General features: G+C 60.5%; 23 protein-coding genes and 2 tRNA genes. 9 read left to right on the forward strand and 16 right to left on the reverse strand.

What is annotated here, in order from left to right; translation table 11 throughout:
- Window positions 1-132: 132 nt before the first annotated feature.
- Both IGS55_RS14445 and IGS55_RS14450 read left to right on the forward strand, forming a co-directional pair.
- On the forward strand, window positions 133-2,190 hold the full coding sequence (locus IGS55_RS14445; protein ID WP_230516230.1) for a methyl-accepting chemotaxis protein: 2,058 nt from the start codon (window positions 133-135) through the stop codon (window positions 2,188-2,190).
- Window positions 2,191-2,415: 225 nt separating this feature from the next.
- On the forward strand, window positions 2,416-3,225 hold the full coding sequence (locus tag IGS55_RS14450) for a Crp/Fnr family transcriptional regulator (RefSeq protein ID WP_034751913.1): 810 nt from the start codon (window positions 2,416-2,418) through the stop codon (window positions 3,223-3,225).
- A 63-nt stretch (window positions 3,226-3,288) separates the two neighbouring features.
- Here IGS55_RS14450 and IGS55_RS14455 read toward each other — a convergent pair whose 3' ends face one another.
- The 12 genes from IGS55_RS14455 to IGS55_RS14510 form a co-directional block, all read right to left on the reverse strand.
- A complete protein-coding gene (locus IGS55_RS14455; protein WP_230516231.1) occupies window positions 3,289-4,704 on the reverse strand; it encodes a sensor histidine kinase in 1,416 nt (471 codons plus the stop codon).
- 144 nt (window positions 4,705-4,848) lie between these two features.
- Entirely contained in the window at window positions 4,849-5,481 is a 633-nt protein-coding gene (locus IGS55_RS14460) for a response regulator (RefSeq protein WP_034783185.1), read from the reverse strand.
- A gap of 210 nt (window positions 5,482-5,691) precedes the next feature.
- On the reverse strand, window positions 5,692-6,096 hold the full coding sequence (locus IGS55_RS14465) for a MerR family transcriptional regulator (protein WP_230516232.1): 405 nt from the start codon (window positions 6,094-6,096) through the stop codon (window positions 5,692-5,694).
- A gap of 10 nt (window positions 6,097-6,106) precedes the next feature.
- A complete protein-coding gene (locus IGS55_RS14470; protein WP_010399205.1) occupies window positions 6,107-6,454 on the reverse strand; it encodes an integration host factor subunit alpha in 348 nt (115 codons plus the stop codon).
- 170 nt (window positions 6,455-6,624) lie between these two features.
- Entirely contained in the window at window positions 6,625-9,051 is a 2,427-nt protein-coding gene (gene pheT / locus IGS55_RS14475; RefSeq protein WP_230516233.1) for a phenylalanine--tRNA ligase subunit beta, read from the reverse strand.
- Between the two features lie 78 nt (window positions 9,052-9,129).
- A complete protein-coding gene (pheS, locus tag IGS55_RS14480; protein WP_034751917.1) occupies window positions 9,130-10,146 on the reverse strand; it encodes a phenylalanine--tRNA ligase subunit alpha in 1,017 nt (338 codons plus the stop codon).
- Window positions 10,147-10,291: 145 nt separating this feature from the next.
- Window positions 10,292-10,651, reverse strand: a complete 360-nt coding sequence (rplT, locus tag IGS55_RS14485) for a 50S ribosomal protein L20 (protein ID WP_010399214.1) — start codon at window positions 10,649-10,651, stop codon at window positions 10,292-10,294.
- Window positions 10,652-10,677: 26 nt separating this feature from the next.
- Window positions 10,678-10,875 carry a 50S ribosomal protein L35 gene (gene rpmI, locus IGS55_RS14490; protein WP_038493025.1) on the reverse strand — a complete coding sequence of 66 codons (198 nt, stop codon included), beginning with the start codon at window positions 10,873-10,875 and terminating at the stop codon, window positions 10,678-10,680.
- 227 nt (window positions 10,876-11,102) lie between these two features.
- Window positions 11,103-11,663: a translation initiation factor IF-3 gene (infC, locus tag IGS55_RS14495; RefSeq protein WP_205711303.1), complete on the reverse strand. Its 561-nt coding sequence runs from the start codon at window positions 11,661-11,663 to the stop codon at window positions 11,103-11,105.
- A 12-nt stretch (window positions 11,664-11,675) separates the two neighbouring features.
- Window positions 11,676-13,583 (reverse strand): threonine--tRNA ligase, encoded by a 1,908-nt coding sequence (thrS, locus tag IGS55_RS14500; RefSeq protein WP_230516234.1) that lies wholly within the window; start codon window positions 13,581-13,583, stop codon window positions 11,676-11,678.
- A 213-nt stretch (window positions 13,584-13,796) separates the two neighbouring features.
- Window positions 13,797-13,873, reverse strand: a tRNA-Val gene (locus tag IGS55_RS14505).
- 62 nt (window positions 13,874-13,935) lie between these two features.
- Window positions 13,936-14,012, reverse strand: a tRNA-Val gene (locus tag IGS55_RS14510).
- A 136-nt stretch (window positions 14,013-14,148) separates the two neighbouring features.
- Here IGS55_RS14510 and IGS55_RS14515 point away from each other — a divergent pair.
- On the forward strand, window positions 14,149-14,613 hold the full coding sequence (locus tag IGS55_RS14515) for a hypothetical protein (protein WP_230516235.1): 465 nt from the start codon (window positions 14,149-14,151) through the stop codon (window positions 14,611-14,613).
- A 1-nt stretch (window position 14,614) separates the two neighbouring features.
- Here IGS55_RS14515 and IGS55_RS14520 read toward each other — a convergent pair whose 3' ends face one another.
- Entirely contained in the window at window positions 14,615-15,727 is a 1,113-nt protein-coding gene (locus IGS55_RS14520; protein ID WP_230516236.1) for an acyltransferase family protein, read from the reverse strand.
- Window positions 15,728-15,875: 148 nt separating this feature from the next.
- Here IGS55_RS14520 and IGS55_RS14525 point away from each other — a divergent pair, with 148 nt between their 5' ends.
- Complete coding sequence (locus IGS55_RS14525; protein ID WP_230516237.1) at window positions 15,876-16,829, forward strand: succinylglutamate desuccinylase/aspartoacylase domain-containing protein; 954 nt, start codon at window positions 15,876-15,878, stop codon at window positions 16,827-16,829.
- On the opposite strand, the gene IGS55_RS14530 is transcribed toward IGS55_RS14525, so the two are convergent.
- Both IGS55_RS14530 and sugE read right to left on the reverse strand, forming a co-directional pair.
- Window positions 16,830-17,159, reverse strand: coding sequence for an SMR family transporter (locus IGS55_RS14530; protein WP_099400615.1), 330 nt, complete (start codon window positions 17,157-17,159; stop codon window positions 16,830-16,832).
- A 23-nt stretch (window positions 17,160-17,182) separates the two neighbouring features.
- Complete coding sequence (gene sugE, locus IGS55_RS14535; protein WP_046684095.1) at window positions 17,183-17,503, reverse strand: quaternary ammonium compound efflux SMR transporter SugE; 321 nt, start codon at window positions 17,501-17,503, stop codon at window positions 17,183-17,185.
- Between the two features lie 212 nt (window positions 17,504-17,715).
- Here sugE and IGS55_RS14540 point away from each other — a divergent pair, with 212 nt between their 5' ends.
- The 5 genes from IGS55_RS14540 (at window position 17,716) to IGS55_RS14560 (ending at window position 21,615) form a co-directional block, all read left to right on the forward strand.
- Complete coding sequence (locus IGS55_RS14540; protein WP_034751924.1) at window positions 17,716-18,075, forward strand: DUF1304 domain-containing protein; 360 nt, start codon at window positions 17,716-17,718, stop codon at window positions 18,073-18,075.
- Between the two features lie 164 nt (window positions 18,076-18,239).
- Window positions 18,240-18,821: a hypothetical protein gene (locus IGS55_RS14545; RefSeq protein ID WP_230516238.1), complete on the forward strand. Its 582-nt coding sequence runs from the start codon at window positions 18,240-18,242 to the stop codon at window positions 18,819-18,821.
- Between the two features lie 72 nt (window positions 18,822-18,893).
- On the forward strand, window positions 18,894-20,066 hold the full coding sequence (locus IGS55_RS14550) for a helix-turn-helix transcriptional regulator (RefSeq protein WP_230516239.1): 1,173 nt from the start codon (window positions 18,894-18,896) through the stop codon (window positions 20,064-20,066).
- Between the two features lie 141 nt (window positions 20,067-20,207).
- Window positions 20,208-20,504, forward strand: a complete 297-nt coding sequence (locus IGS55_RS14555) for an ArsR/SmtB family transcription factor (protein WP_034751927.1) — start codon at window positions 20,208-20,210, stop codon at window positions 20,502-20,504.
- 46 nt (window positions 20,505-20,550) lie between these two features.
- On the forward strand, window positions 20,551-21,615 hold the full coding sequence (locus tag IGS55_RS14560) for an alkene reductase (protein WP_230516240.1): 1,065 nt from the start codon (window positions 20,551-20,553) through the stop codon (window positions 21,613-21,615).
- A gap of 147 nt (window positions 21,616-21,762) precedes the next feature.
- Here IGS55_RS14560 and IGS55_RS14565 read toward each other — a convergent pair whose 3' ends face one another.
- Window positions 21,763-21,984, reverse strand: a complete 222-nt coding sequence (locus tag IGS55_RS14565) for a hypothetical protein (protein WP_230516241.1) — start codon at window positions 21,982-21,984, stop codon at window positions 21,763-21,765.
- Window positions 21,985-22,068: the final 84 nt, after the last annotated feature.

Genomic DNA, 22,068 nt, shown 5'->3' on the forward strand with positions numbered 1-22,068 from the left:
TACAGAAGGATCGGCCTTCCGTGTGAACTGCTTCACTGTGGAGAAAAGCAAAATCGCCCACTTCATCAAGGGGTCACAATCCGCAGGCAACATTGCACTGCAGAAATGTTGTCACCCTACCCTGGAAACCCGATGAAAATGCTCCTCACCCCCGCCATCCGACTCATGCAGCGCTTGCGCCTGCTGCCCAAATTCATGCTTGTCTGCCTGGTCTTCCTGCTGCCTTTGGTGCTGGCGACCACCTTGCTGATCTCGGAGCTGGGCAAATCGCTGGCCCAGGCGCAGGATGCGCAGTGGGGCGTGGCCTATGTGCGCCAGCTGCAGGAAGGCACGCGCCTGCTGCAGCAGCGGCGCGGCCTCGAACACTTGCGCCTGAGCGGCAAGGCGGGCATGGACAACACGGCCCTGAACGCGCGCATCACGGCCGCACTGGCGGCCCTGGCGCGCCTGCCGGCCGGTGCCGGCTTGCCGCAGGCGGCCGAGCTGACGAAACAGTGGCAAGCCCTGCTGGGCCGCCAGGCCGGCCTCGCGGCGCGCGACAGCTACGCGGCACATACGGCGCTGCTGCGCCAGGCGGCCAAACTGGGCCAGCTGGTGGCCGACCGTTCGCACCTGAGCCTGGATCCGGACGCGGGCGCCAACCACCTGAGCGCCGTCTTCACCGCCACCCTGCCCGACCTGGCCGAAAGCCTGTCCGACATCGCCGGGCGCGGCGCCGCCTACATCGACACGGGCCTGTTCGAAGCGAATGAAGATCAGCTCGTCAACGCCAACGCGCTGATCGCGCGCCACGAACTGGAACGCCTGCCGGCCCGCTTCGACGAAATCCTCGCCGCCCGGCCGGAATTGCGCGCCAGCGTACAGCCGGCCCTGAAAGCCGTGCCGGCCGCGCTGGCCTTCCTCGAACGCACGAAAAACGAGGTGACGAATTCCTACGGCCAGACGTCGGGCGCGCAATTCCATGCGGCCGGCATGCAGGCGATCGACGCCCTGCAGGCGCTCTCCGGCGCTTCCGCCGGCGCCCTGGACGACTTGCTGGCGCAGCGCATCGCCCGCGACGAGGCGCGCCGCGCCCTGATCCTGGCCGCCATGCTGCTGGTGCTGCTGGCCGCCGCCTACCTGTGCGCGGGCTTTTATGCCGCGTTCGCGCGCGACGTGACGCAGTTGCGCATGGCCGTCGGCGCGGCGGCGGCGGGCGACCTGTCGCAGCGCATCACTTCGCGGGCGCACGACGAGATCGGCGACCTGGTGCGCGACTTCGGCGCCATGACGCACGGCCTGGCCACCCTGGTGCAGGAAATCCGCGGCGGCGCGGCCGTCATCGCGGCGGCCGGCGCCGATATCGCCCAGGGCAACGCCGCCCTGTCCGGCCACACGGCCACGCAGGCCGATGCGCTGGGCGCCACGGTGGACTCGATGCGCGAGCTGACGGCCACCGTCGGCCGCAACGAAGCGCACGTAGGACAGGGACGCACGCTGGTGGCGACGGCGGCCGACGTGGCCCTGCGCGGCGGCCAGACCGTGGGCGCCGTGGTCGACACCATGGCCTCGATCAAGGCCAGCTCGCACAAGATCGTCGACATCATCGGCGTCATCAACGGCATCGCCTTCCAGACGAATATCCTGGCCCTGAACGCGGCCGTCGAAGCGGCTAGAGCCGGCGAGCAGGGGCGCGGCTTTGCCGTCGTCGCCTCCGAAGTGCGCAGCCTGGCGCAGCGCTCGAACGAGGCGGCGCTGGAAATCAAGCGCCTGATCGGCGATTCCGTCGCCACCGTGGATGCCGGCGGCGACCTCGTCAATGCCGCCGGCAACACCATGCGGCAAGTGGTCGACGCCGTGCAACAGGTGGCCGTGGTGATCGGACGCATCAGCAGCGCCGGCGCCGAGCAGAATGGCGAGATCGCCCGCATCAACCAGGCGCTGGCGCAAATCGACGACATGACGCGCCAGAACGCGGGCCTGGTCGACGAGGCGCGCGCCGGCTCGCAGCGTCTGCACCAGGAAGGCGAAGCGCTGACGCAGGCCGTCAGCCGCTTCCGCCTGGGCGAGCACGAGGCGCCAAATGCACGCCAGGCGCCGGCCGCAGCCGTGCGCGACGGCTTGCCCAGCGTGCGGCCGGCCGGTCTGTGGAGCGCCAATAAACCGCGCGTCATATCACAAAATCGCGCGGGACGGCGCAAGGCTAGCTAGTCAAAAGTGTGCACGTAGGACAAGGACTACAATTCCGCCTCAGATGAGACTACAAAGTGGCGACTGCTAATCTTATGTTCGCCACTTACATAAGCTTTTAAAGTAGCTACATCGCGATCTGCACCGCGCGGTCGAACAAAACGCCGTTATCACATGAGCACGGCAGCTTCTTTGACCAGCAACGCGGCAGTCGCACTCCGATGTAAAAAGCCTGTGAGGAATACTATGAACCAAACTCAACTTAGCACCCCGGTCCAGAAGAACCAGTTGCTGCCGCGCGCCATGCCGGCGGCCGGACGGGAAATCAAGCTTGCGTCGCGGGTTAGCCTCAGCAGTGCCCAACAGAATGAATTACTGGCCGCCCTGCCGCGCGCCGCGCTTGAATCGCTGTTCGAAGACCTGGAACTGGTGGAACTGCCTTTCGGCAAGGAATTGTATGCCTATGGTAACAACCTGGAATACAGCTACTTCCCCACCACCGCCATCATTTCGCTGCTATATGTGATGGAAGATGGCGCCACGACGGAAATCGCCGTCGTCGGCCATGAAGGCGTGGCCGGTGCCTCGCTGCTGGCCGGCGAGCGCGCCATGTGCACGGCTGTCGTGCAAAGCGCCGGTTACGGCTACCGCCTGAAAACGCAAAGCTTGCGCGACGCGTTCAATCAGGGCGGCGCCCTGCCCCAGCTGCTGATGCGCTACACCAACGCCCTGTTTGCGCAAATGGCACAGAACGCCGTCGGCGGCCGCCACAGCTCGATCGAACAAAAGCTGTGCCGCTGGCTGCTGGACCGCCTGGACCGTTCGCCATCGAATGAATTGAAAGTCACGCAAGAGCTGATCTCGATCATGCTGGGCGTGCGCCGCGAAAGCATCACGGCCGCCGCCGGCAAGCTGCAGGAAGAAGGCTTGATCCACTATCGCCGCGGCAATATCACGGTGCTGGACCGCGCCGGCCTGGAATGCTATGCGGGCGAATGCTACAAAGTGGCCAAGACGGAATACGACCGCTTGCTGCGCGACGTTTCCCGCTGCTGATCATGCAAAATAAATAAAAAATGGCCGGGCTGCATGCCCGGCCATTTTTTATCTCAAAGAAAATTACGCTTCGATATCCGCGTCGATGTCTTCCGGCTCCGGCGTCAGCGGCAGCGGAATCACGGCTTCCACGCATGTCCCCTTGCCATCCGGTCCCTGGCGCACGGTGAGAGTGCCGCCCAGCAGCAAAGCGCGTTCGCGCATGCCCAGCAAGCCGTGCGACATCGGTTTTTGCAGCACAGCTTCCGTGATGCCGATGCCGTCGTCGATCACGCGTAGCACCAGGCCGTGTTCATTGCGTTTCAAGGTCACGCTGACCATGCCGGCACGCGCATATTTCATGATATTCGTCAGCGATTCCTGCACGATACGGAACAAGGCAATCGTCAGGGTGGCCTCGCGGTTGTCGATATTGATGGCCACATCCGTTTCGCAACGAACCGAGCTCATGCGCGCAAAATCCTCGCAATAGCTTTCAATGGCGGCGCACAGGCCCAGGTTGTCCAGCAGGCTCGGGCGCAAATCCTCGACGATGCGGCGCTTGAGCTCCACCGTTTCCAGCAAGGTGGCCTTGGCACGCCGCAATTGCGTCGCCAGTTCCGGCTGCGTGTGCGCCAGTTGCTGCGTGACGGCGCCAAGGTCCATGCTGATCGACGTCAAGTTGGCGCCCAGCTCATCGTGCAACTCGCGCGCCAGCCGCGCTTTTTCCACTTCATTGACGCTGATCAAATGACGCGACAGCACGGATAACTGCTCGGTACGCTTGCTGACCGTCGATTCCAGGGTATCGTTGGCATTTTGCAATGCATACTCGACGGCCGCGCGGTTCTGGAAGCTGCGCCGCACCAGCTGATAAAACATGATCAGCACGAGGATGGCCAAGGCATTGATGCCGATGCCGAGCAGCACGGCTTTCTGGTACTCATGATAAAAGGCGGCGCTGCCGGTCGACAGCGCTTCATTCTGCTCGCGCGTCATGATCACCACCTGCAGGCGGATCTCGTCCATGGTGGCGCGGTCATCGGTCACGCGGGAAATGTTGACGATCTCGGCCAGTCCGCCCTGCTTGTAGACATCGATCGATTGTTGCAACATCGACATCTTGCGACGGATCAAGCTTTTCAGCTGGCCCAGGTTTTTCAGCTGGGTAGGACTGCCAGCGAGCAAGGTTTGCAGCTCGTTGAATTCGTTTTCGATTTCGGTGGTGGCGGTCTTCGACGGCCCCAGATAGGTTTCGGAGCCGGAAATGAAATAGCCGCGCAAGCTGCTTTCCGCATCGAGCACGAGCACATTCAAATACTGCAGGCGGTCGGCCACACGGGCGCTCTGGCTGAGCAAGGCGTTCGTGCCCTTCAACGACTGCAGGTTGTGATAAAGACTGAAGCCATTAAGTACAAGCAACAAGGCGCACGTCACGCACAGGATCGTCTTGTACAGGGGCAGGCGGTGATTCGGGGCCGGTTCAGCGGTGAAATACATCCTGATGTGCATCCTTAGCAAGGTTCGGCGCGGGAAAGAGCGCCGGCGCCGGCCAATTATAGTCCTCGCCACAAACTGCTGCACTGCACAAGTCGTGCTGGCTAGCTGGCTGAGCGATCATGTTTCAATGATCGCACCGCAGCGCTAGTCAAGCAAATTGTTTTTCATTGCGTAATAGGTCAAGTCGCTGTTAGATTGCAAGCCCATTTTTTCCATGATGCGCGTACGGTAGGTACTGACCGTCTTGATGCTCAGCGATAAGGCCACGCCGATATCGGATACGGTGGCGCCACGCGCCAGGCGCAGGAAGACCTGGAACTCGCGGTCCGACAATTCCGTATGCAGGGCGGCATTCGTGTCACGGTCGAACGACTGCGCCAGCAACTCGCCCACGGTGGAGCTGACATAGCGGCGTCCCTGGAATACGGTGCGCACGGCCGTCATCAGCTCGTCGGCTTCGCATTCCTTGTTCAGATAGCCGTTCGCGCCCATCTTGAACAGGTTCAGCGCGTATTGCTGCGCGGGATAGCCGCTGAGTATCAGCACGGGCAATTCCGGCTGGCCCTGGCGGATCGTGCGCAAGGTATCGATGCCGCTTTGATCGGGCATGGCGATATCGAGCAGCAATACATCGCAAATTTCGCGGCGGGCGATATCGAGCGCTTCGCGCCCCGTACCGGCTTCCGCCACCACACTGAAGTCGCTTGACGACGAAAAAATCTGTTTGAATCCAGCTCGTACTATTTGGTGATCATCACAAATGGCAACGCGTATCATTGTTTCCCCTTAAATTTTCCTGGCCTGGGAAAGACTACCGGAACCTGAACGCTGCTCCGGTTCAGCGTCACTAACAAAAACGCAACATTAACATTATATTCAAAATATGGCGCGCCGTACGGTAGCGTCAACGCCAAGGCGGAGCATCCATGCAGTATAGTCAACTTGGTCAACCGCTACCGGACAACCCCACCTATATTGGTACAAATCTTATTTTAGCAAGGTTAAAATCGCCATTAATTCATTGCGTATCCACACGCGGTCCAGCGGCGCTTCCTGCGGCACGGCAGGCATGGCCGGCAGCGCTGGCAGCTCGTCGGCGATGCCATGCGATGCGCCACGGCTGTCGAGCTTGTTGCGCGCTCCGCTGATGGTAAAGCCCTGCTCGTACAGCAATTCGCGGATGCGGCGTATCAGCAGCACCTCATGGTGCTGATAATAACGGCGGTTGCCACGTCGTTTAACCGGCTTGAGCTGGGAAAACTCCTGCTCCCAGTAGCGCAATACGTGCGGTTTGACGCCGCACAACTCGCTCACCTCGCCGATCGTGAAATAGCGTTTCGCCGGAATGGGCGGCAAGGCGATCAACTCGGTTTTACTGATGCGCTCGTTCATCGCCACTCACTCAGGCAGCACGTGCCAGCGGACTGGTCTCTTCGACCATGCTTTTCAGCTTCTGGCTCGCATGGAAGGTCACGACACGGCGCGCCGTGATGGGGATCTCTTCGCCCGTCTTCGGATTGCGGCCCGGCCGCTGCGGCTTGTCGCGCAACTGGAAATTGCCGAAACCGGACAACTTGACGGCCTCGCCACGCTCGAGCGCGTTGCGGATTTCATCGAAAAAGGTCTCGACCATATCCTTCGCTTCGCGCTTGTTCAGGCCCACTTGCTCGAACAACAGTTCGGCCAGCTCCGCCTTGGTCAAGGTCGGTAAATCTTTTTCCGCTTCCTGGCGCACTTTGGCAACCAGCATGGCCCGATGCAAATCGGCGGCCAGTGCGGATTGCAGTACGGCGGAATCAACGTCGCTGTTATTAATTTTCCTGCCCTGCCTTTTCTGTGCGCCCGAGCTCGCCACATGGCAAGCTCGTCTACGATTGACGACGGAAAGGCCGTCACGCAAGGCGACGGCCAGTCCGGTAATTACGAACGCAGTTTCGCGTCGTGGCCCTGCTTGGCCGCATCGATCAGGACAGCCATCAGGCCATCGACGACATCGTCTTGCAGGGTGTTTTGAGTATCTTGCAAGCTAATCCGGAAAGCAAGGCTTTTTTCATCCGCCTCCAGACCTTTTCCACGATATTCATCAAATAAAACAATGGCTTGCACGATACGGGCTGCCGGGCTCGCCTTCGCTGCCGCGTGGAAGCTGTCGAGCAGATCCTGCACGGCCACCGATTGCTTGACGACCACGGCCAAGTCGCGGCTGGCGCCAGGGAATTTCGAGATTTCCTGGTACGCGGGCACGACTCTTTGCGTCAAGGCAGCGGCGTCGACTTCGAACAGCACGGGCGCCAGCGGCAGGTCATACTTTTGCATCCAGCGCGGGTGCAATTCGCCGATGAAACCGATGACCTTGCCATCGAGCTCCACGTTGGCCGAACGCCCCGGATGCAGTGCCGGATGCTCCGCCTTGGTGAAACGCAAGACCAGCGGCGCGAACAGCGCTTCCAGGTCCGCCTTCACGTCGAAGAAGTCGACCGTGCGCGCAGCCTGGCCCCACTGCTCGTCGGCAACCGCGCCGTAGGCCATGGCGGCCACGCGCTTGGGCTGGGCGTAGCCAGCCACCGACAACGGGCCGTTTTCCACGCTGTCGTCGCGCTGGTAGATGGCGCCTACTTCGAAGATACGCACGCGGTTCGTCTTGCGGTTCAGGTTGTAGCGCACATTGGCGATCAGGCTGCCGATCAGCGAGGAACGCATCACGCTCATCTGGCTGGCGATCGGGTTCTGCAATTTGATCGGGTTCGTGTTGCCCGAGAAATCGCGCTCCCATGCCGTATCGACAAAGCTCATGTTAACCACTTCCTGGAAGCCCAGGTCGGCCAGTTCATGACGTACCGCAAACAGCGAGCGGGTATTTTCCGGTGCAATCTGCATCACGTTCGCGGCCACGGGCGGCAAGGTCGGGATGTTTTCAAAGCCGTACACGCGCGCCACTTCCTCGATCAGGTCTTCCTCGATCTCGATGTCGAAACGGTAGCTGGGCGAGGTCACGGAAAACACGCCGTCCGCCAAGGTGTATGGCAGGGCCAGGCGCGTGAAGATATCGGCGATCAGCTCATCGTTGAGCGGCACGCCGATGACTTTTTGCGCGCGCGCCGTGCGCATCGATACGGGCTGGCGTTGCGGCAAGTTCACCACGTGGTCGTCGACGGGGCCGACGGTCGTCGCCGGCGTGCCGCAGATTTCCACGATCAGCGCCGTGATGCGCTCGATGTGTTCGACGGTGGTGGCGAAATCGACGCCGCGCTCGAAGCGGTGCGCCGCATCGGTCGAGAAATTCAAACGGCGCGCGCGGCCTTGAATGGCGTTCGGCCACCAGAATGCCGCTTCCAGATAGATGCTGTCCGTATCGTCCGACACGGAGCTGGCGTCGCCGCCCATGATGCCGGCCAAGGATTCGATTTCTTTATCATCAGCAATGACGCCGATCCACTCGTCGACGGCAATGGTATTGCCGTTCAACAGCTTGACGGATTCGCCCGCCTTGCCCCAACGCACGTCGAGACTGCCGTGGATCTTGGCCAGGTCAAACACGTGGCTGGGACGGCCCAGTTCCAGCATGACATAGTTCGAGATATCGACCAGGGCCGACAGCGGACGCTGGCCGCTGCGCTCGAGGCGCTGCTTCATCCAGTCCGGCGTGGCTGCCTTGGCGTTCAAGCCGCGGATGACGCGGCCCGTGAAACGGCCACACAAGTCCGGCGCGCTGACTTTCACGGGCAGGATTTCATCGCTGGAAACAGGTACGGTGCGGAACTGCGGCGCATTCAGGGGCACGCCCGTCAAGGCCGACACTTCGCGCGCCACGCCCAGCACGGACAGGCAGTCCGCCTTGTTCGGCGTCAACTTGATGGTGAATTTCAAGTCGTTGAGCGCAAAGTAATCGCGGAAATTCTGGCCGATTGGCGCGTCGTCCGGCAATTCCATCAAGCCGGCGTTTTCTTCCGACAATTTCAATTCGCGCGCGGAGCACAGCATGCCTTGCGACTCGACGCCGCGCAGCTGGCCCACCTTGATTTCAAACGGCTTGCCATCGGCGCCAGGCGGCAGCACGGCGCCCGCCATCGCACAGACGACTTTCAAGCCCGGGCGCACGTTCGGCGCGCCGCAGACGATGTTGAGCATGGTGCCCGTGCCGACGTCGACCTGGCACACATTCAGGCGGTCCGCGTTCGGATGTTTTTCCATCTCCAGGACCAGGCCCACCACCACGTTCGAGAACGGGGGCGCGACAGGATCGACGTCCTCGACTTCGAGACCGGACATGGTCAGCAGATGGGCCAGTTCGTCCGAAGTCATCTTCGGATCGACCATGGTACGGAGCCAGTTTTCGGAAAATTGCATAATCAAGCCTTCAAAGGGTCAAAGCTCACAGCGCGAGCGCACAGGCGCTCAAGCGCCATGAATCAAACGGAACAACGCTTAGTTGAATTGCTTCAAGAAACGCAAGTCGCCTTCATAGAACAGGCGCAGGTCGTTGATGCCGTAGCGCAGCATCGTCAAGCGTTCCAGACCGGAGCCGAAAGCGAAACCGATGAATTTCTCGGGATCGAGGCCGAAGTTCTTCACCACGGTCGGATGCACCTGGCCGGCGCCCGACACTTCCAGCCAGCGGCCCTTCAACGGGCCGGAGCCAAAGGCGATGTCGATCTCGGCCGACGGTTCCGTGAACGGGAAGTACGACGGGCGGAAGCGCACTTGCAAGTCGTCCGTTTCGAAGAAGGCCTTGACGAAGTTCAGGTACACGCCCTTCAGGTCGGCAAAGCTGATGTCTTCGGCGATCCACAGGCCTTCGACCTGGTGGAACATCGGCGAATGGGTGGCGTCGCTGTCGACGCGGTAGGTGCGGCCCGGCGCGATGACCTTGATCGGCGGCGTATGCGTGCGCGCATAACGCACCTGCATCGGGCTCGTGTGCGTGCGCAGCAGCAAGGGCTTGCCATCGGTGTCGTTGCCATCGATGTAGAACGTGTCCTGCATGGAACGGGCTGGATGGTTTTCCGGGCTGTTGAGCGCCGTGAAGTTGGTCCAGTCGTTTTCGATTTCGGGGCCGTCGGCCACGTCGAAACCGATGGAGCGGAAGATTTCCTCGACCCGCTCCCACGTGCGCATCACGGGATGAATGCCGCCCGGCATGCGGCCACGGCCTGGCAGGGTCACGTCGATCGCTTCGGCGTTCAGGCGGCCTTGCATCTGGGCATCGGCCAGCGCATCACGGCGCGCCGTCAGCGCGTCTTCGATCTGCACTTTGACGGCGTTGATCAGGGCGCCCTGCGCCTTGCGCGCGTCCGGATCCAGCTTGCCCAGGCCCTTCATCATTTCGGTAATCTGGCCAGTCTTGCCCAGGTAGCGGGCTTTGGCGTTTTCAAGTGCGGCAGCGTCCGCGGCGGCGATAAAGTCAGCCTGGGCCGAGACGACGAGTTCTTCTAGGGAGTTCATGCGGCTTTTCCTGTTTTGGAAATCAATCCTGGATTTAGTAATCTAGAACCCAACAATCAAAAACGGAAACGGGGCATAAGGTTCACACCCCTGCCCCGCTCTTTATAACGTCACCCTACGGATGACGTTGTGCAATGACCGATGCTTACGCAGCGATTTTTGCTTTAACTGCGTTGACAATCGCAGCGAATGCTGGCTTGTCCATCACAGCCATATCGGCCAGGACTTTACGGTCCAGTTCGATATTTGCTTTTTTCAAGCCGTTCATGAATACGCTGTACGTTACGCCATGCTCACGGGAAGCGGCGTTGATACGGGCGATCCACAGGCGGCGGAAAACGCGCTTCTTGTTGCGGCGATCGCGGTAAGCGTATTGGCCAGCGCGCATAACTGCTTGCTTGGCAACACGGTATACACGGCTGCGGCGACCACGGTAGCCTTTAGCTTGAACAAGAATCTTCTTATGACGGGCACGAGCTGTAACCCCACGTTTTACTCTAGGCATAGTAACTCCTTAAATTGAGTGTGAGATTAAGCAGTCGGCATCATGCGCATGACGGATGTGACATCCGATGCGTTGATGTTACGGGTACCGCGCAACTGACGTTTGTTTTTGGTGGTTTTCTTGGTCAGGATGTGGCGTTTGAACGCGTGACCCGACTTGACTGTTCCACCTGGACGCACGCGAAAACGTTTTTTCGCGGAGCTTTTGGTCTTCATTTTAGGCATAGCAATCTGTCCTCTTACGGACAGCTCCATTTATAACAGGATTGCAGGTGGCAACACGACGCTGCGCTTAGATGCCTGCTTTCACATGTTGTGCAGCGGATGCGAGTCCACTACAGTTCACGCGGCCCGGGCATTGCTGACCGGGCCGCGCAAATTCTGCCTGGAATCTGGTGTCGCGCCCATGCAGGCACAAACCACGTCGATCCACAGTAAAACGCTATTGTAGCTTACTTCTTCTTCTTAGGCGAAAGAACCATGATCATTTGGCGGCCTTCCATCTTCGGGAACTGCTCGACCTGGCCGTACGGCTCCAGATCGGCTTTCAGACGTTCCAGCATGCGGAAGCCAATATCCTGATGCGCCATCTCACGACCGCGGAAACGCAAGGTAATCTTGGTTTTATCGCCATCTTCAAGGAACTTGATGAGATTACGCAATTTGATATTGTAGTCACCATCATCAGTCCCCGGACGGAATTTGACTTCCTTCACGAGGATGATCTTTTGCTTCAATTTGGCTTCGTGAGCTTTCTTTTGCTCCGAATACTTAAATTTGCCGTAGTCCATCAAACGGCACACCGGTGGCTGCGCGGTAGGCGCAATTTCCACCAGATCGACGTTTGCCTCTTCCGCCAGGCGGAAGGCTTCAGCCAAACTTACGATACCGAGTGGCTCGTTATCGACCCCGCTTAAACGCATTTCAGGGGCAGTGATTTCGCCATTGATGCGATGTGACTTGTCAGTAGCTATTGTAATTTCCTTTAAAAATCTTGTAAGACGGTCGTGCAGCGAGTTTCCTCGTCAGGCCTTGGTGTCGACTTCATGTTTGAGTCGCTCTATCAGGGCATCGACGGACATGACGCCCAGATCGACATTGCCCCGCGCCCGCACGGCCACTGTATTCGCATCCCGCTCTTTGTCGCCAATCACTAAGATGTAAGGCAATTTTTGTACGGAATGTTCACGTATTTTATAGGTAATCTTCTCGTTACGCAAATCAGCCTGTACGCGCAGCCCCGCTTTGCGCAGTTTTGTTGTAACTTCCTGTACATAGTCAGCTTGAGCGTCGGAAATATTCAACACCGACACCTGCACCGGCGACAACCACAGCGGCATGGCGCCTGCATAGTGTTCGATCAGGATGCCGATGAAACGTTCCAGCGAACCGACGATCGCGCGGTGCAGCATGATCGGCACCTGGCGCGTATTGTCCACGGCCACATATTCGGCACCCAGGCGGCCCGGCATCGACGGATCGATCTGCACGGTGCCCACCTGCCATGCGCGCCCCAGGCTGTCCTTCAGGTGATACTCGATCTTCGGACCGTAGAACGCGCCTTCGCCCGGCAATTCCGTCCATTCCACGCCGCAGGCGCGCAGGGCCGAACGCAGGGATTCCTCGGCGAAATCCCACGACTCTTCCGTGCCGATGCGGTTATCGGGACGCAAAGCCAGTTTCACATCGATATTCGTGAAGCCGAAAGCCGTGTACACATCCATCGCCTGCTGGTGGAACGCCGTCACTTCGCCGGCGATCTGCTCTTCCAGGCAGAAGATGTGGCCATCATCCTGCGTAAAGCCGCGCACGCGCATCATGCCGTGCAAGGCGCCCGACGGCTCGTTGCGGTGGCATTGGCCGAATTCGCCGTAGCGCAATGGCAGGTCGCGGTAGCTGCGCATGCCATTGTTGAAAATCTGGATATGGCCAGGGCAATTCATCGGCTTCAGCGCATACGCGCGGTTTTCCGATTCCGTGATGAACATGTTTTCACGGTAATTGTCCCAGTGACCGGTTTTTTCCCACAGGCCACGGTCAAGAATTTGCGGCGCCTTGACTTCCTGGTAACCGTTGACCTGGTACACATTGCGCATGTATTGTTCGACCTGCTGCCAGATCGACCAGCCTTTCGGATGCCAGAAGATCAGGCCCGGCGCTTCTTCCTGGAAATGGAAGAAATCGAGCTGCTTGCCCAGCTTGCGGTGGTCGCGCTTTTCCGCCTCTTCCAGGTTGTGCAGGTACAGCTCCTGGTCTTCCTTCTTGGCCCAGGCCGTGCCATAGATACGCTGCAGCATCTCGTTTTTCGAGTCGCCGCGCCAGTAGGCGCCGGCCAGCTTCATCAGCTTGAACACTTTCAGTTTGCCCGTCGACGGCACGTGGGGGCCGCGGCACAAGTCCGTGAACTTGCCTTCGGAATACAGCGACACTTCCTGGTCGGCCGGAATCGAACCGATCAGCTCAGCCTTGTACGCTTCGCCGATGCCCTTGAAGTACTCGATGGCTTCGTCGCGCGCGACAACCTTGCGCGTGACTTGCTCGTCCTTCTTGGCCAGTTCCGCCATTTTCTTTTCGATCGCGATCAGATCTTCCGGCGTGAACGGACGCTTGTAGGCAAAGTCATAGTAAAAGCCGTTGTCGATCACGGGACCGATGGTCACTTGCGCGTCGGGGAACAATTCCTTGACGGCATACGCCAGCAAGTGGGCCGTCGAGTGGCGGATCACTTCCAGACCGTCGGCGTCCTTGTCCGTCACAATCGCCAGTTCCGCGTCTTGCTCGATCAGATAGGAAGTATCGACCAGCTTGCCATCGACCTTGCCGGCCAGGGCAGCCTTGGCCAGGCCGGCACCAATATTGGCCGCAACCTGGGCCACGGTGACCGGACCGTCGAATTGACGGGCGGAACCATCGGGAAGTCGGATTGTAAGCATATTGATCTCCATATCGGCGCTGGCGCCAGGTAAAACTGCAATGTGGTGTGGACTGAAAAATTGAAAGGAAAACGCGGACGCAAAAAAACGCGGACTAGCCGCGTTTTTCACTTTCTTGAGACAAAGGAAACCCGTTCGACTAGCGTCACTCCCAAAGCTTGGTAGTAGTTCGCGGTGTCATAACCGGTTTACCCTTTCTCTCTAACTGCATTCTGGTGGGCGGTGAGGAATTCGAATCCCCGACCCCTTGGATGTCGACCAAGTATTCTAACCAGCTGAACTAACCGCCCGTAAAACTTTTTATCGATTACCGCATCAGCAATCGCCTTTAAAACCATCTACTGCCAAATTCTGGTGGGCGGTGAGGAATTCGAATCCCCGACCCCTTGGATGTCGACCAAGTATTCTAACCAGCTGAACTAACCGCCCCGAAGACCAGCATTATAGAGAGGCTTTCCCAGAATGACAAGGGCTGTTTTACAGGAAACTTTAATCATTCTCCGGGCGTCAGCCTCCTTTATATAGAGGGGGCCCGCGGCGCCTTGAATGCCGCTAGAATCGGGGCATGAATTCCACCATACTAACTTGGCTGAAAACCCTGAGCCGCATTTGCGGTTTTGAAACGGCCGACTCCTTCCCGCCCCATCATCCGTATGCGCGCACGCGCTGGGACGCCGCGTATTTCGATATCGCTTCCGACGTGAAACCCGACGAGATCGAGCGGCGCATCTGCGCGGCCATCGCCAACACGCCGAGCGTCTTCGCCTGCATCACCAATCCCACGCCGCGCATGCAGCGTGCGCTGCTGAACGTGATCCACGACCGGCTGCGGCGCCAGCCCGGCGCGGGTGCCACGGACCTGGTCTTGTTATTGATCAACGCCTACGCCAGCGACCACATCACGGAAGCCGTGCCCGGCCTGCGCAACCTGATCGTCAACACGGAACACGAGGACACGAATCTGCGCGTGCATGCAATCCTGGAATTGCTGGTGGGCACGCCGCGTGGGCTCGACGTCATCGATATGTAAATCAGGCGTGATTGGCGGGCACATAGCGCGCCCGCAAGCGCATGAACGGTGTTTCCACCAATGCATATAAAAGCCAGCCCGTGGCGATGCTGACAGCAATACTGACCAGTATCGCTGTGAGGCTGTCGGCGCCATGGCCAACGTTTTGCAAATAGGGCCGCAATAAAATGCACAGCTGCTTGTGCAGCAAGTAAATCGCATACGACCACAGGGCCAGGCTGGCCGCGCCCGGCACGCGCAGTCGATACAGTGCGCTGGCGGGACTGAGCGCCGCGATCAGCAGCAGGGTAAAACTGGCGGCCAGGGCCGGATAGCCGAACACCGTCACCCAGTAGCCATAGTGATCGTTGAGAAACACATAAAACATCAGCGCCGTGCCCGCGATTCCGGCCAGCAAGCTGCGGTTGCCATGGGATGTCAGGCGCGCCCAGGCGCGCGGATGGTAATTCTTCAGCAGCGCCAGCGCCACGCCCGCCACCAGCTCGTCGAAGCGGCACCACGACGCGTAATAAATATACTTGTAATAGCCAAGGCCGCCGCGCGGCACTTGCACATACTCATCCCACAAATAGGCGCGCACCAGCATGCCGACGATAAAGCTGGCGGCCACGGCCAGCCACGCCCACAGCAAGGACTTGCGGCAAGCGGCGATCAGCAGCGCCACGGCCGGCAGCAGCACGTAGAACTGCTCTTCCACGCAGAGCGACCACGCATGGGAAAACGCCGTGCCCGGCGTCAGATTGATGTTCTGCGTAAAGGTCAGAAATCTCCACAGCGGCAATAACGCGCTATCACCGCGAAACGCGGGCCACAAGTAATACAGGGCCAGCACGGCGTAGAAACTGGGCAAGGTGCGCAGGAAGCGCCGCGCATAGAAACGCGGCAAGGAAAAGCCGTGCTCGCTGCGCAAGGCCGCAAAGATCTGGTTGCCGATCAGGTAGCCGCTGAGGGCAAAGAACAGGTCCACGCCCGTCCAGCCGATTTCGCCCCAGAAACCGAACGCCCCGCCCTCGCTGACGAACAGCAAATAATGGTTCATGAAGACGAGCACGATGGCCAGCGCACGCAGGGTGTCGAGGCCGTACAGGCGGGAAGGATGGGAGGTGCTGGGCATGGAATCGACAGGGGAAAACAACGGTGGCGCCGATCATGCCATGCCGGGCCCGGCCATGTGCACATTTTTACGGGAGCCTGTGGCGAATCCCGCTAAAATATGCCGACCCCGCTTTCCCTTCCCTGATACACAATAGGATATATCCAGCATGAGCAGCGCACTCCACTTCAAGTCCATCAACTACACGGGCCAGGGCAGCGGCCCGCGCCTGATCGTCACCGGCGCCGTACACGGCAATGAAACCTGCGGCACCAAGGGCATCCACCGCGTGATGGCTGAACTCGACAGCGGCGCCCTCTCCATCGTGGCCGGCAGCGTCACGTTCGTGCCCATCACCAACCCGCTTGCCTACGCCAAGGGCGTGCGCAGCGGCGACCGCAACCTGAACCGCAACCTGTTCCCGAACGACAATCCACAGGATTTCGAAGACCGCATCGCCAACTGGCTGTGCCCGCTGCTGGGCCAGCACGACGTGCTGCTGGACTTGCACTCGTTCAATGCCGACAGCCAGCCCTTCGTCATGGTGGGTCCGCGCAACAACGATGGCCCGCTGCAACCGTTCAAGCACGAAGACAAGGAACGCGCGCTGGCGCGCCGCCTGGGCGTGCGCCGCTTCGTCGATGGCTGGCTGCAAACCTATGGCGCCGGCGTGCAGCGCCGCCTGGGCAGCAGCGACCAGGTGGGCATGGTCTTGCGCTACGGCGTGGGCACGACGGAATACATGCGCTCGACGGGCGGCTATGCGCTGACCCTGGAATGCGGCCAGCACGCGGACCCGGCCGCGCCGGACGTTGCCTACCGCGCCATCATGAATACGCTCGCCTTCCTCGGCTTCATCGACGCGCCGCAGCCGGAAGCCATCGCCGACGCCGACATGGAAGCGCTGAACATGGTCGTCGTGCACGACAAGCTCGATGCGGGCGACCGCTTCATCAAGACCTGGTCCAGCTTTGACAAGGTGAAACAGGGCGAGCAGATCGGCATGCGCGCGGACGGCACGCCCGTGACGGCCGAGTTCGACGCCTATATCCTGTTCCCGGACGTCAACGCGCAAGCCAATGCCGAGTGGTATTACCTGGCGCGGGTTGCCAGCAGTTTCTGATTAGTGCCCGACGGACTTGGAAAACAAGTTAATCACGAGCACGCCGGCAATGATCAGCCCCAGGCCGATCAAGGCCGGCGTATCGAGGCTCTGCTTGAACCAGAACCAGCCGACGGCGGAAATGAGCACGATGCCCACGCCCGACCAGATCGCATACACGATACCGGTAGGAATGACCTTCAAGGTCAGGGACAAGCACCAGAAGGCGATGCTGTAGCCAACCACGGTGATGACGCTGGGCCACAAGCGGCTGAAACCCTCGGACGCCTTCAAGGCGCTGGTGGCGATCACTTCGGCGATGATGGCGATGCCGAGGTAAAAATAGGTCATGGCGAGACTCATGCTGGCATCCTTTATTGTGGGCTGAGCAATTTCAAGCCCAGGATGCCGGACACGATCAGGGCGATGCAGGCGATGCGCGCGGCGCTGGCCGGCTCGCCCAGCACCATGATGCCGAAGATGGCCGTGCCGACGGTGCCGATGCCCGTCCAGATGGCGTAGGCCGTGCCCAGCGGCAAGGTGCGCAAGGCCAGGCCCAGCATCACCACGCTGCCCACCATGGAAACAGCCGTCAGCACGGAGGGCACGAGGCGCGTAAAGCCGGCGCTGTATTTGAGGCCGATGGCCCAGCCAATTTCCAGCAAACCCGCCAATACCAGAATGATCCACGCCATACTTTTCTCCCGAGGCGGCAGGGTCGTCCCCGCCATGCAGCCCCCACATCGAGCGGGGTCGTCCCCACAGGAGCAAAGGGAAAAGTATACCATTGGGTGAAAAATCTTGCCCCAAGCACACTATCGCTAGCGCGGCTGCTCTAATCGAAAGTTGCCAAAAAACATGCACTTGGCAGCATAATTGCCGCATCCATTCACTTTCGGGAACAACAATGCTGCTACTGGCCCAAATCCTTACCGCCCTCATCCTGCTGCTGCACGTCTACATCGTGCTGCTGGAAACCGTGCTGTTCGATGCGCGCGGACGCAAGGTGTTTGGCCTGTCCAAGGAAAAGGCGGAGATCGTGCGTCCCGCCATGTCGAACCAGGGCTGCTACAACGGCTTTCTCGTCGCCGCGCTGGCACTGGGCTTTTTTCACCCGGACGCGGCCATCGCTTATGCATTCACCGTGTTCGGCCTGGCGTGCATCGCCGTGGCCGGCGTGTGGGGCGCGGCTACCGTCATGACGCGCATCCTCTACCTGCAAACGGTGCCTGCCGTCATCGCCTTGCTGCTGTTCCACTTCGCCTGATCCCTGCCGGGGCGGCCAGCCGGCCGCCCTTCCCCGCTCCGTGCCGCCTGCGCATACCCCATATGGGTGATGTTTCCAAAAAACATGCCCGATACAATTCCTTGTAGCAATAAAAAAGATACCACCAGATACATGGTGGCACGTCACAGTCCACAGGGGAAATCATGCAAGCACATCCAACCACCTTTGCCGTTACTTTACTCGGCTGCCTCATGCTGTCCGCCTGCGGTGGCGGCGGCAGCGACGACACCAGCTCGGGCAGCGGTTCCACCAGCGCGGGCGGCACCAGCGGCACCTCGGCAAGCTGCCAGTACAGCAATCTGATCAGCGACGCGGAACGCAAGCAGGCCAGCGCCTGCGGCATCCAGGTATCGGGCAACTATGCGCAGGCCGATTCCGGCTACGACAGCGTAATCGCCGCCTGCAAGCTGGGAGAAAAAGCCAAGGCCGATGCCTACTATAGCGGCACGTACCAGAAAATGGTCGACTATGCGCGCAGCGTGAGCAAGGAACTGGGCTGCGGGCAAAACAATGGCACCACCTTGCCCAACAACACCACGGCAAGCAACTACAATTTCTGTGTCAAAAGCACCACCGTGAATGGTAAGCTCAGCTATGAAGGCGCTTGCTACGGCCCCGTCAAATCGGGCGAAGGCGGCTGTGGCAGCGGCTATAACTATGTGAGCCAATACGCCAGCCTCAGCACCTGCACGTCCGGCGGCAAAAGCTGGCTGGAATCGCGTTAAGAAAGCCGGGCGGCCGCAGCAAAGGCCGCCCTTGTCCGTCTTGCCCACCGCTTGCCGCCATGAGGATCGCCAATGACGCCATCGCTCGCCGTCGCCAGCCAGGCACTGATTACCCTGATCTACGAAGCGGCCACGCAACATGGTGCCTGGTCGCAATTCCTGGCCGCCCTGGCGCAACAGTTGCAGTCGCACGCAGGCTTGATCTGGGCCAATGATTTCAGCAACCGCTCGGTCGATGTCCAGCTGCCCGGCAGCGGCCTGGCCGCCACGTATGGCTTCGCATCGGACGCCATGGCCAGCTTTGCCAGCTATTACGGTGCGCGCAACGTCTGGCTGGAAGACGCCTCCCTGCACCGCGAAGGCGCCGTCGTCACCGGCTCCATGCTGTTTCCCGACCATTGCCTGAAGAAAACCGAATACTGGACGGACTGGCTGCGCCCGCAAGACATCTTTTATACGGCGGCGGCCATCGTCGAATTGCGCGCCGAACGCTCCACCAACGTCACCGTGGTGCGCCGCGAACGGGCGGGCGCCTACGACGCGGGCGAGCTGGCGCTGGTCCGCAACCTGATGCCGCATCTGCAAACGGCGTTTGCCCTGCAGCGCAAGCTGCGCCGGCTGGAAGTGCTGTCCCAGAGTTCCACCCAGGTACTGGAATTGCTGCCGTTTGGCGTGCTGCTGCTCGACGCCACGTCGCAACTGCTGTACGCCAACGAGCGGGCGCTGGCCATGACGGCGTCGACGCGGCTGCTGCGGCTGCGCGAAGGCGCGCCCCTGTATTGCCCGCGCGAAGCGGACAACGGCGCGCTGCGGCGCTTGCTGCATGAGGCCGCGCAAACGGGCACGACGGCGGCAGGCGGTCCCGGCGGCGTGCTCAATCTGAACGGACTGACGGGCGAACAGCTGCGCCTGCGCGTCACGCCCCTGCCCTCCTGGCACAGCCCGTTCGGCTCGGCCAGCGCCATCGCCGTTTTCCTCAGCGACAGCAGTGACTTGATCACCTCCCTGGCCGCCACCTTGCGCAATTTCTATGGCATGACGGTGGCCGAGGCACGCCTGACGGAAGCGCTCGTCAACGGCTATTCTCTGCAGGAATACGCCGAACGCCAGCGCATTTCCATCCACACGGCGCGTACGCAGATCAAGAGCGCCACCGCCAAGGCCGGCGCCCAGCGCCAGGTGGACCTGGTGCGCATCGTGTTGACAGGTCCGGCCGTGCTGCAGCGCAATCCCCTTCCCGCCTGAGCCCGTCAAAAATGCGGCCGCCAGCACGCTTTTCATTTATATCGTAAGATAAGCATATCGTAAAACAACGATATTAGAATTGAACAATCACGATATATACATCGCTGAAAAGCGAATTGTATGTTCAGGAGAAACAACAATATGGATATCGACGCCATCCACAAGGCGCTGGCCAATCCCGTGCGGCGGCAGATCCTGCAATGGCTGAAGGAGCCGGAACAGTATTTCCAGGAGCAGGATCACCCGCTGCACCTGGGCGTGTGCGCCGGCCTGATCGACCGGCGCCTGAACCTGTCGCAATCGACAGTGTCGGCGCATCTGGCCAGCTTGCAGAAGGCGGGCCTGATTTCGGCCACCAAGGTGGGCCAATGGAGTTTCTTCAGCCGCAATGAAGCGACCATTCAGGCCTTTCTCGATCACATGCAGCAAGGTTTGTAAGCATCCCCATCTCAACGCCGCCGGAGCGGCACTCACAAGGACAACCATGGCAACTTTATTCGACCCCATCACCATTGGCAGCTTGCAACTGAAAAACCGCATCATCATGGCGCCGCTGACGCGTTCGCGCGCCGGCAACCCGGGCCGCGTGCCCAACGCCCTGATGGCCGAGTACTACACGCAGCGCGCTTCGGCCGGCATGATCATCTCGGAAGCGACGGCCGTCACGCCGCAGGGCGTGGGCTATGCCGACACCCCGGGCATCTGGTCCGAGGAACAGGTGGAAGGCTGGAAACACATCACCAAGGCCGTGCATGACGCGGGCGGCCTGATCGTGCTGCAACTGTGGCACGTGGGCCGCATTTCCGCACCGCTCTTCCTCGACGGCGACCTGCCCGTGGCGCCCAGCGCCGTCAAGCCGGCCGGCCACGTGAGCCTGGTGCGCCCGCAACAGGAATTCGTCACGCCGCGCGCGCTCGATGCGGAAGAGATTCCCGGCATCGTGGCGGCCTACCGCCTTGGCGCGGAAAATGCGAAAAAATCGGGCTTCGACGGCGTGGAAATCCATGGCGCCAATGGCTATTTGCTCGACCAGTTCCTGCAAGACAGCACCAACCTGCGCACCGACAACTATGGCGGCTCAATTGAAAACCGCGCCCGGTTGATGCTGGAAGTGACAGACGCGTGTATCGAAGTATGGGGCGCGGACAAGGTCGGCATGCATCTGGCGCCGCGCCGCGATGCGCACGACATGGGCGACTCCGACCCGCGCGCCACCTTCGGCTATGTGGCACGCGAACTGGGCAAGCGCGGCATCGCCTTCATCTGCGCGCGCGAAGCGCTCGGCGACGACCGCCTGGGTCCGTACCTGAAAGAGGAATTCGGCGGCGTGTACATCGCCAACGAAAAAATGGACAAGGCGGCGGCCGAAGCCCTGCTGTCCAAGGGCGAAGCCGATGCCGTCGCCTTTGGCCTGTGGTTCATCGCCAACCCCGACCTGCCCATCCGTCTGCACAGCGACGCACCGTTGAACCCGCTGAACCCGGCCACCCTGTACGCGCCGGACGCGGCCGGCTACACGGACTACCCGGCGCTGGCGGCCCACGGCTGAACGGCAGCTAAACATCCCTGAGCTGAGCGGCACTGCGCTGCTCATCTTCTGGCGGCGGACGCAACGATACCAACGCAAGGGACTGCGTAGCGATCGCAGCGCCCGCCGCCTTGCTTTACCAGGCCTTACTTACGCCGCCCCTGCCCTTCAGCGCCATCGGCGCCGTGCAGGCCGGGCCGGGCGGCGCGCCTGCACGCTGCTGAAGACGCGGCGTATCACCTCGGCCGGTACCGCATGCTCGCGCAAGTAGGCCGTCGCGACCGTCCTGCCCAAAGCGTGATGAAACGCCACGCCGCGCTCGACGAGCTCGGCCATCACTTTGTCCGTTCGGACATTGTTTCCATGTACATCATCAACATTGTTTTTCATGCCATGGCTCCCCATCGGGTGAATCACCCTTGCGTCAAGGTTTGACCACATACCGTGCATTTAGTGCCCGGCACAGGAAGCAAG

The sequence above is a fragment of the Janthinobacterium sp. EB271-G4-3-2 genome, assembly GCF_020858035.1.
GTDB lineage: Bacteria > Pseudomonadota > Gammaproteobacteria > Burkholderiales > Burkholderiaceae_D > Janthinobacterium > Janthinobacterium aestuarii.

Excerpts from the sequence above, each read along its gene's own strand:
- IGS55_RS14450 (WP_034751913.1), top strand. The coding sequence starts at position 2,416 with ATGAACCAAACTCAACTTAGCACCCCGGTCCAGAAGAACCAGTTGCTG.
- pheS (WP_034751917.1), bottom strand. The coding sequence starts at position 10,146 with ATGAACTCCCTAGAAGAACTCGTCGTCTCGGCCCAGGCTGACTTTATC.
- rplT (WP_010399214.1), bottom strand. The coding sequence starts at position 10,651 with ATGCCTAGAGTAAAACGTGGGGTTACAGCTCGTGCCCGTCATAAGAAG.
- IGS55_RS14465 (WP_230516232.1), bottom strand. The coding sequence starts at position 6,096 with ATGAACGAGCGCATCAGTAAAACCGAGTTGATCGCCTTGCCGCCCATT.
- rpmI (WP_038493025.1), bottom strand. The coding sequence starts at position 10,875 with ATGCCTAAAATGAAGACCAAAAGCTCCGCGAAAAAACGTTTTCGCGTG.
- IGS55_RS14530 (WP_099400615.1), bottom strand. The coding sequence starts at position 17,159 with ATGACCTATTTTTACCTCGGCATCGCCATCATCGCCGAAGTGATCGCC.
- IGS55_RS14560 (WP_230516240.1), top strand. The coding sequence starts at position 20,551 with ATGGCAACTTTATTCGACCCCATCACCATTGGCAGCTTGCAACTGAAA.
- IGS55_RS14460 (WP_034783185.1), bottom strand. The coding sequence starts at position 5,481 with ATGATACGCGTTGCCATTTGTGATGATCACCAAATAGTACGAGCTGGA.
- IGS55_RS14565 (WP_230516241.1), bottom strand. The coding sequence starts at position 21,984 with ATGAAAAACAATGTTGATGATGTACATGGAAACAATGTCCGAACGGAC.
- IGS55_RS14540 (WP_034751924.1), top strand. The coding sequence starts at position 17,716 with ATGCTGCTACTGGCCCAAATCCTTACCGCCCTCATCCTGCTGCTGCAC.
- sugE (WP_046684095.1), bottom strand. The coding sequence starts at position 17,503 with ATGGCGTGGATCATTCTGGTATTGGCGGGTTTGCTGGAAATTGGCTGG.
- IGS55_RS14555 (WP_034751927.1), top strand. The coding sequence starts at position 20,208 with ATGGATATCGACGCCATCCACAAGGCGCTGGCCAATCCCGTGCGGCGG.
- IGS55_RS14455 (WP_230516231.1), bottom strand. The coding sequence starts at position 4,704 with ATGTATTTCACCGCTGAACCGGCCCCGAATCACCGCCTGCCCCTGTAC.
- IGS55_RS14525 (WP_230516237.1), top strand. The coding sequence starts at position 15,876 with ATGAGCAGCGCACTCCACTTCAAGTCCATCAACTACACGGGCCAGGGC.
- IGS55_RS14550 (WP_230516239.1), top strand. The coding sequence starts at position 18,894 with ATGACGCCATCGCTCGCCGTCGCCAGCCAGGCACTGATTACCCTGATC.
- IGS55_RS14445 (WP_230516230.1), top strand. The coding sequence starts at position 133 with ATGAAAATGCTCCTCACCCCCGCCATCCGACTCATGCAGCGCTTGCGC.
- IGS55_RS14545 (WP_230516238.1), top strand. The coding sequence starts at position 18,240 with ATGCAAGCACATCCAACCACCTTTGCCGTTACTTTACTCGGCTGCCTC.
- IGS55_RS14515 (WP_230516235.1), top strand. The coding sequence starts at position 14,149 with ATGAATTCCACCATACTAACTTGGCTGAAAACCCTGAGCCGCATTTGC.
- IGS55_RS14520 (WP_230516236.1), bottom strand. The coding sequence starts at position 15,727 with ATGCCCAGCACCTCCCATCCTTCCCGCCTGTACGGCCTCGACACCCTG.
- IGS55_RS14470 (WP_010399205.1), bottom strand. The coding sequence starts at position 6,454 with ATGCTGGTTGCCAAAGTGCGCCAGGAAGCGGAAAAAGATTTACCGACC.
- pheT (WP_230516233.1), bottom strand. The coding sequence starts at position 9,051 with ATGCAATTTTCCGAAAACTGGCTCCGTACCATGGTCGATCCGAAGATG.
- thrS (WP_230516234.1), bottom strand. The coding sequence starts at position 13,583 with ATGCTTACAATCCGACTTCCCGATGGTTCCGCCCGTCAATTCGACGGT.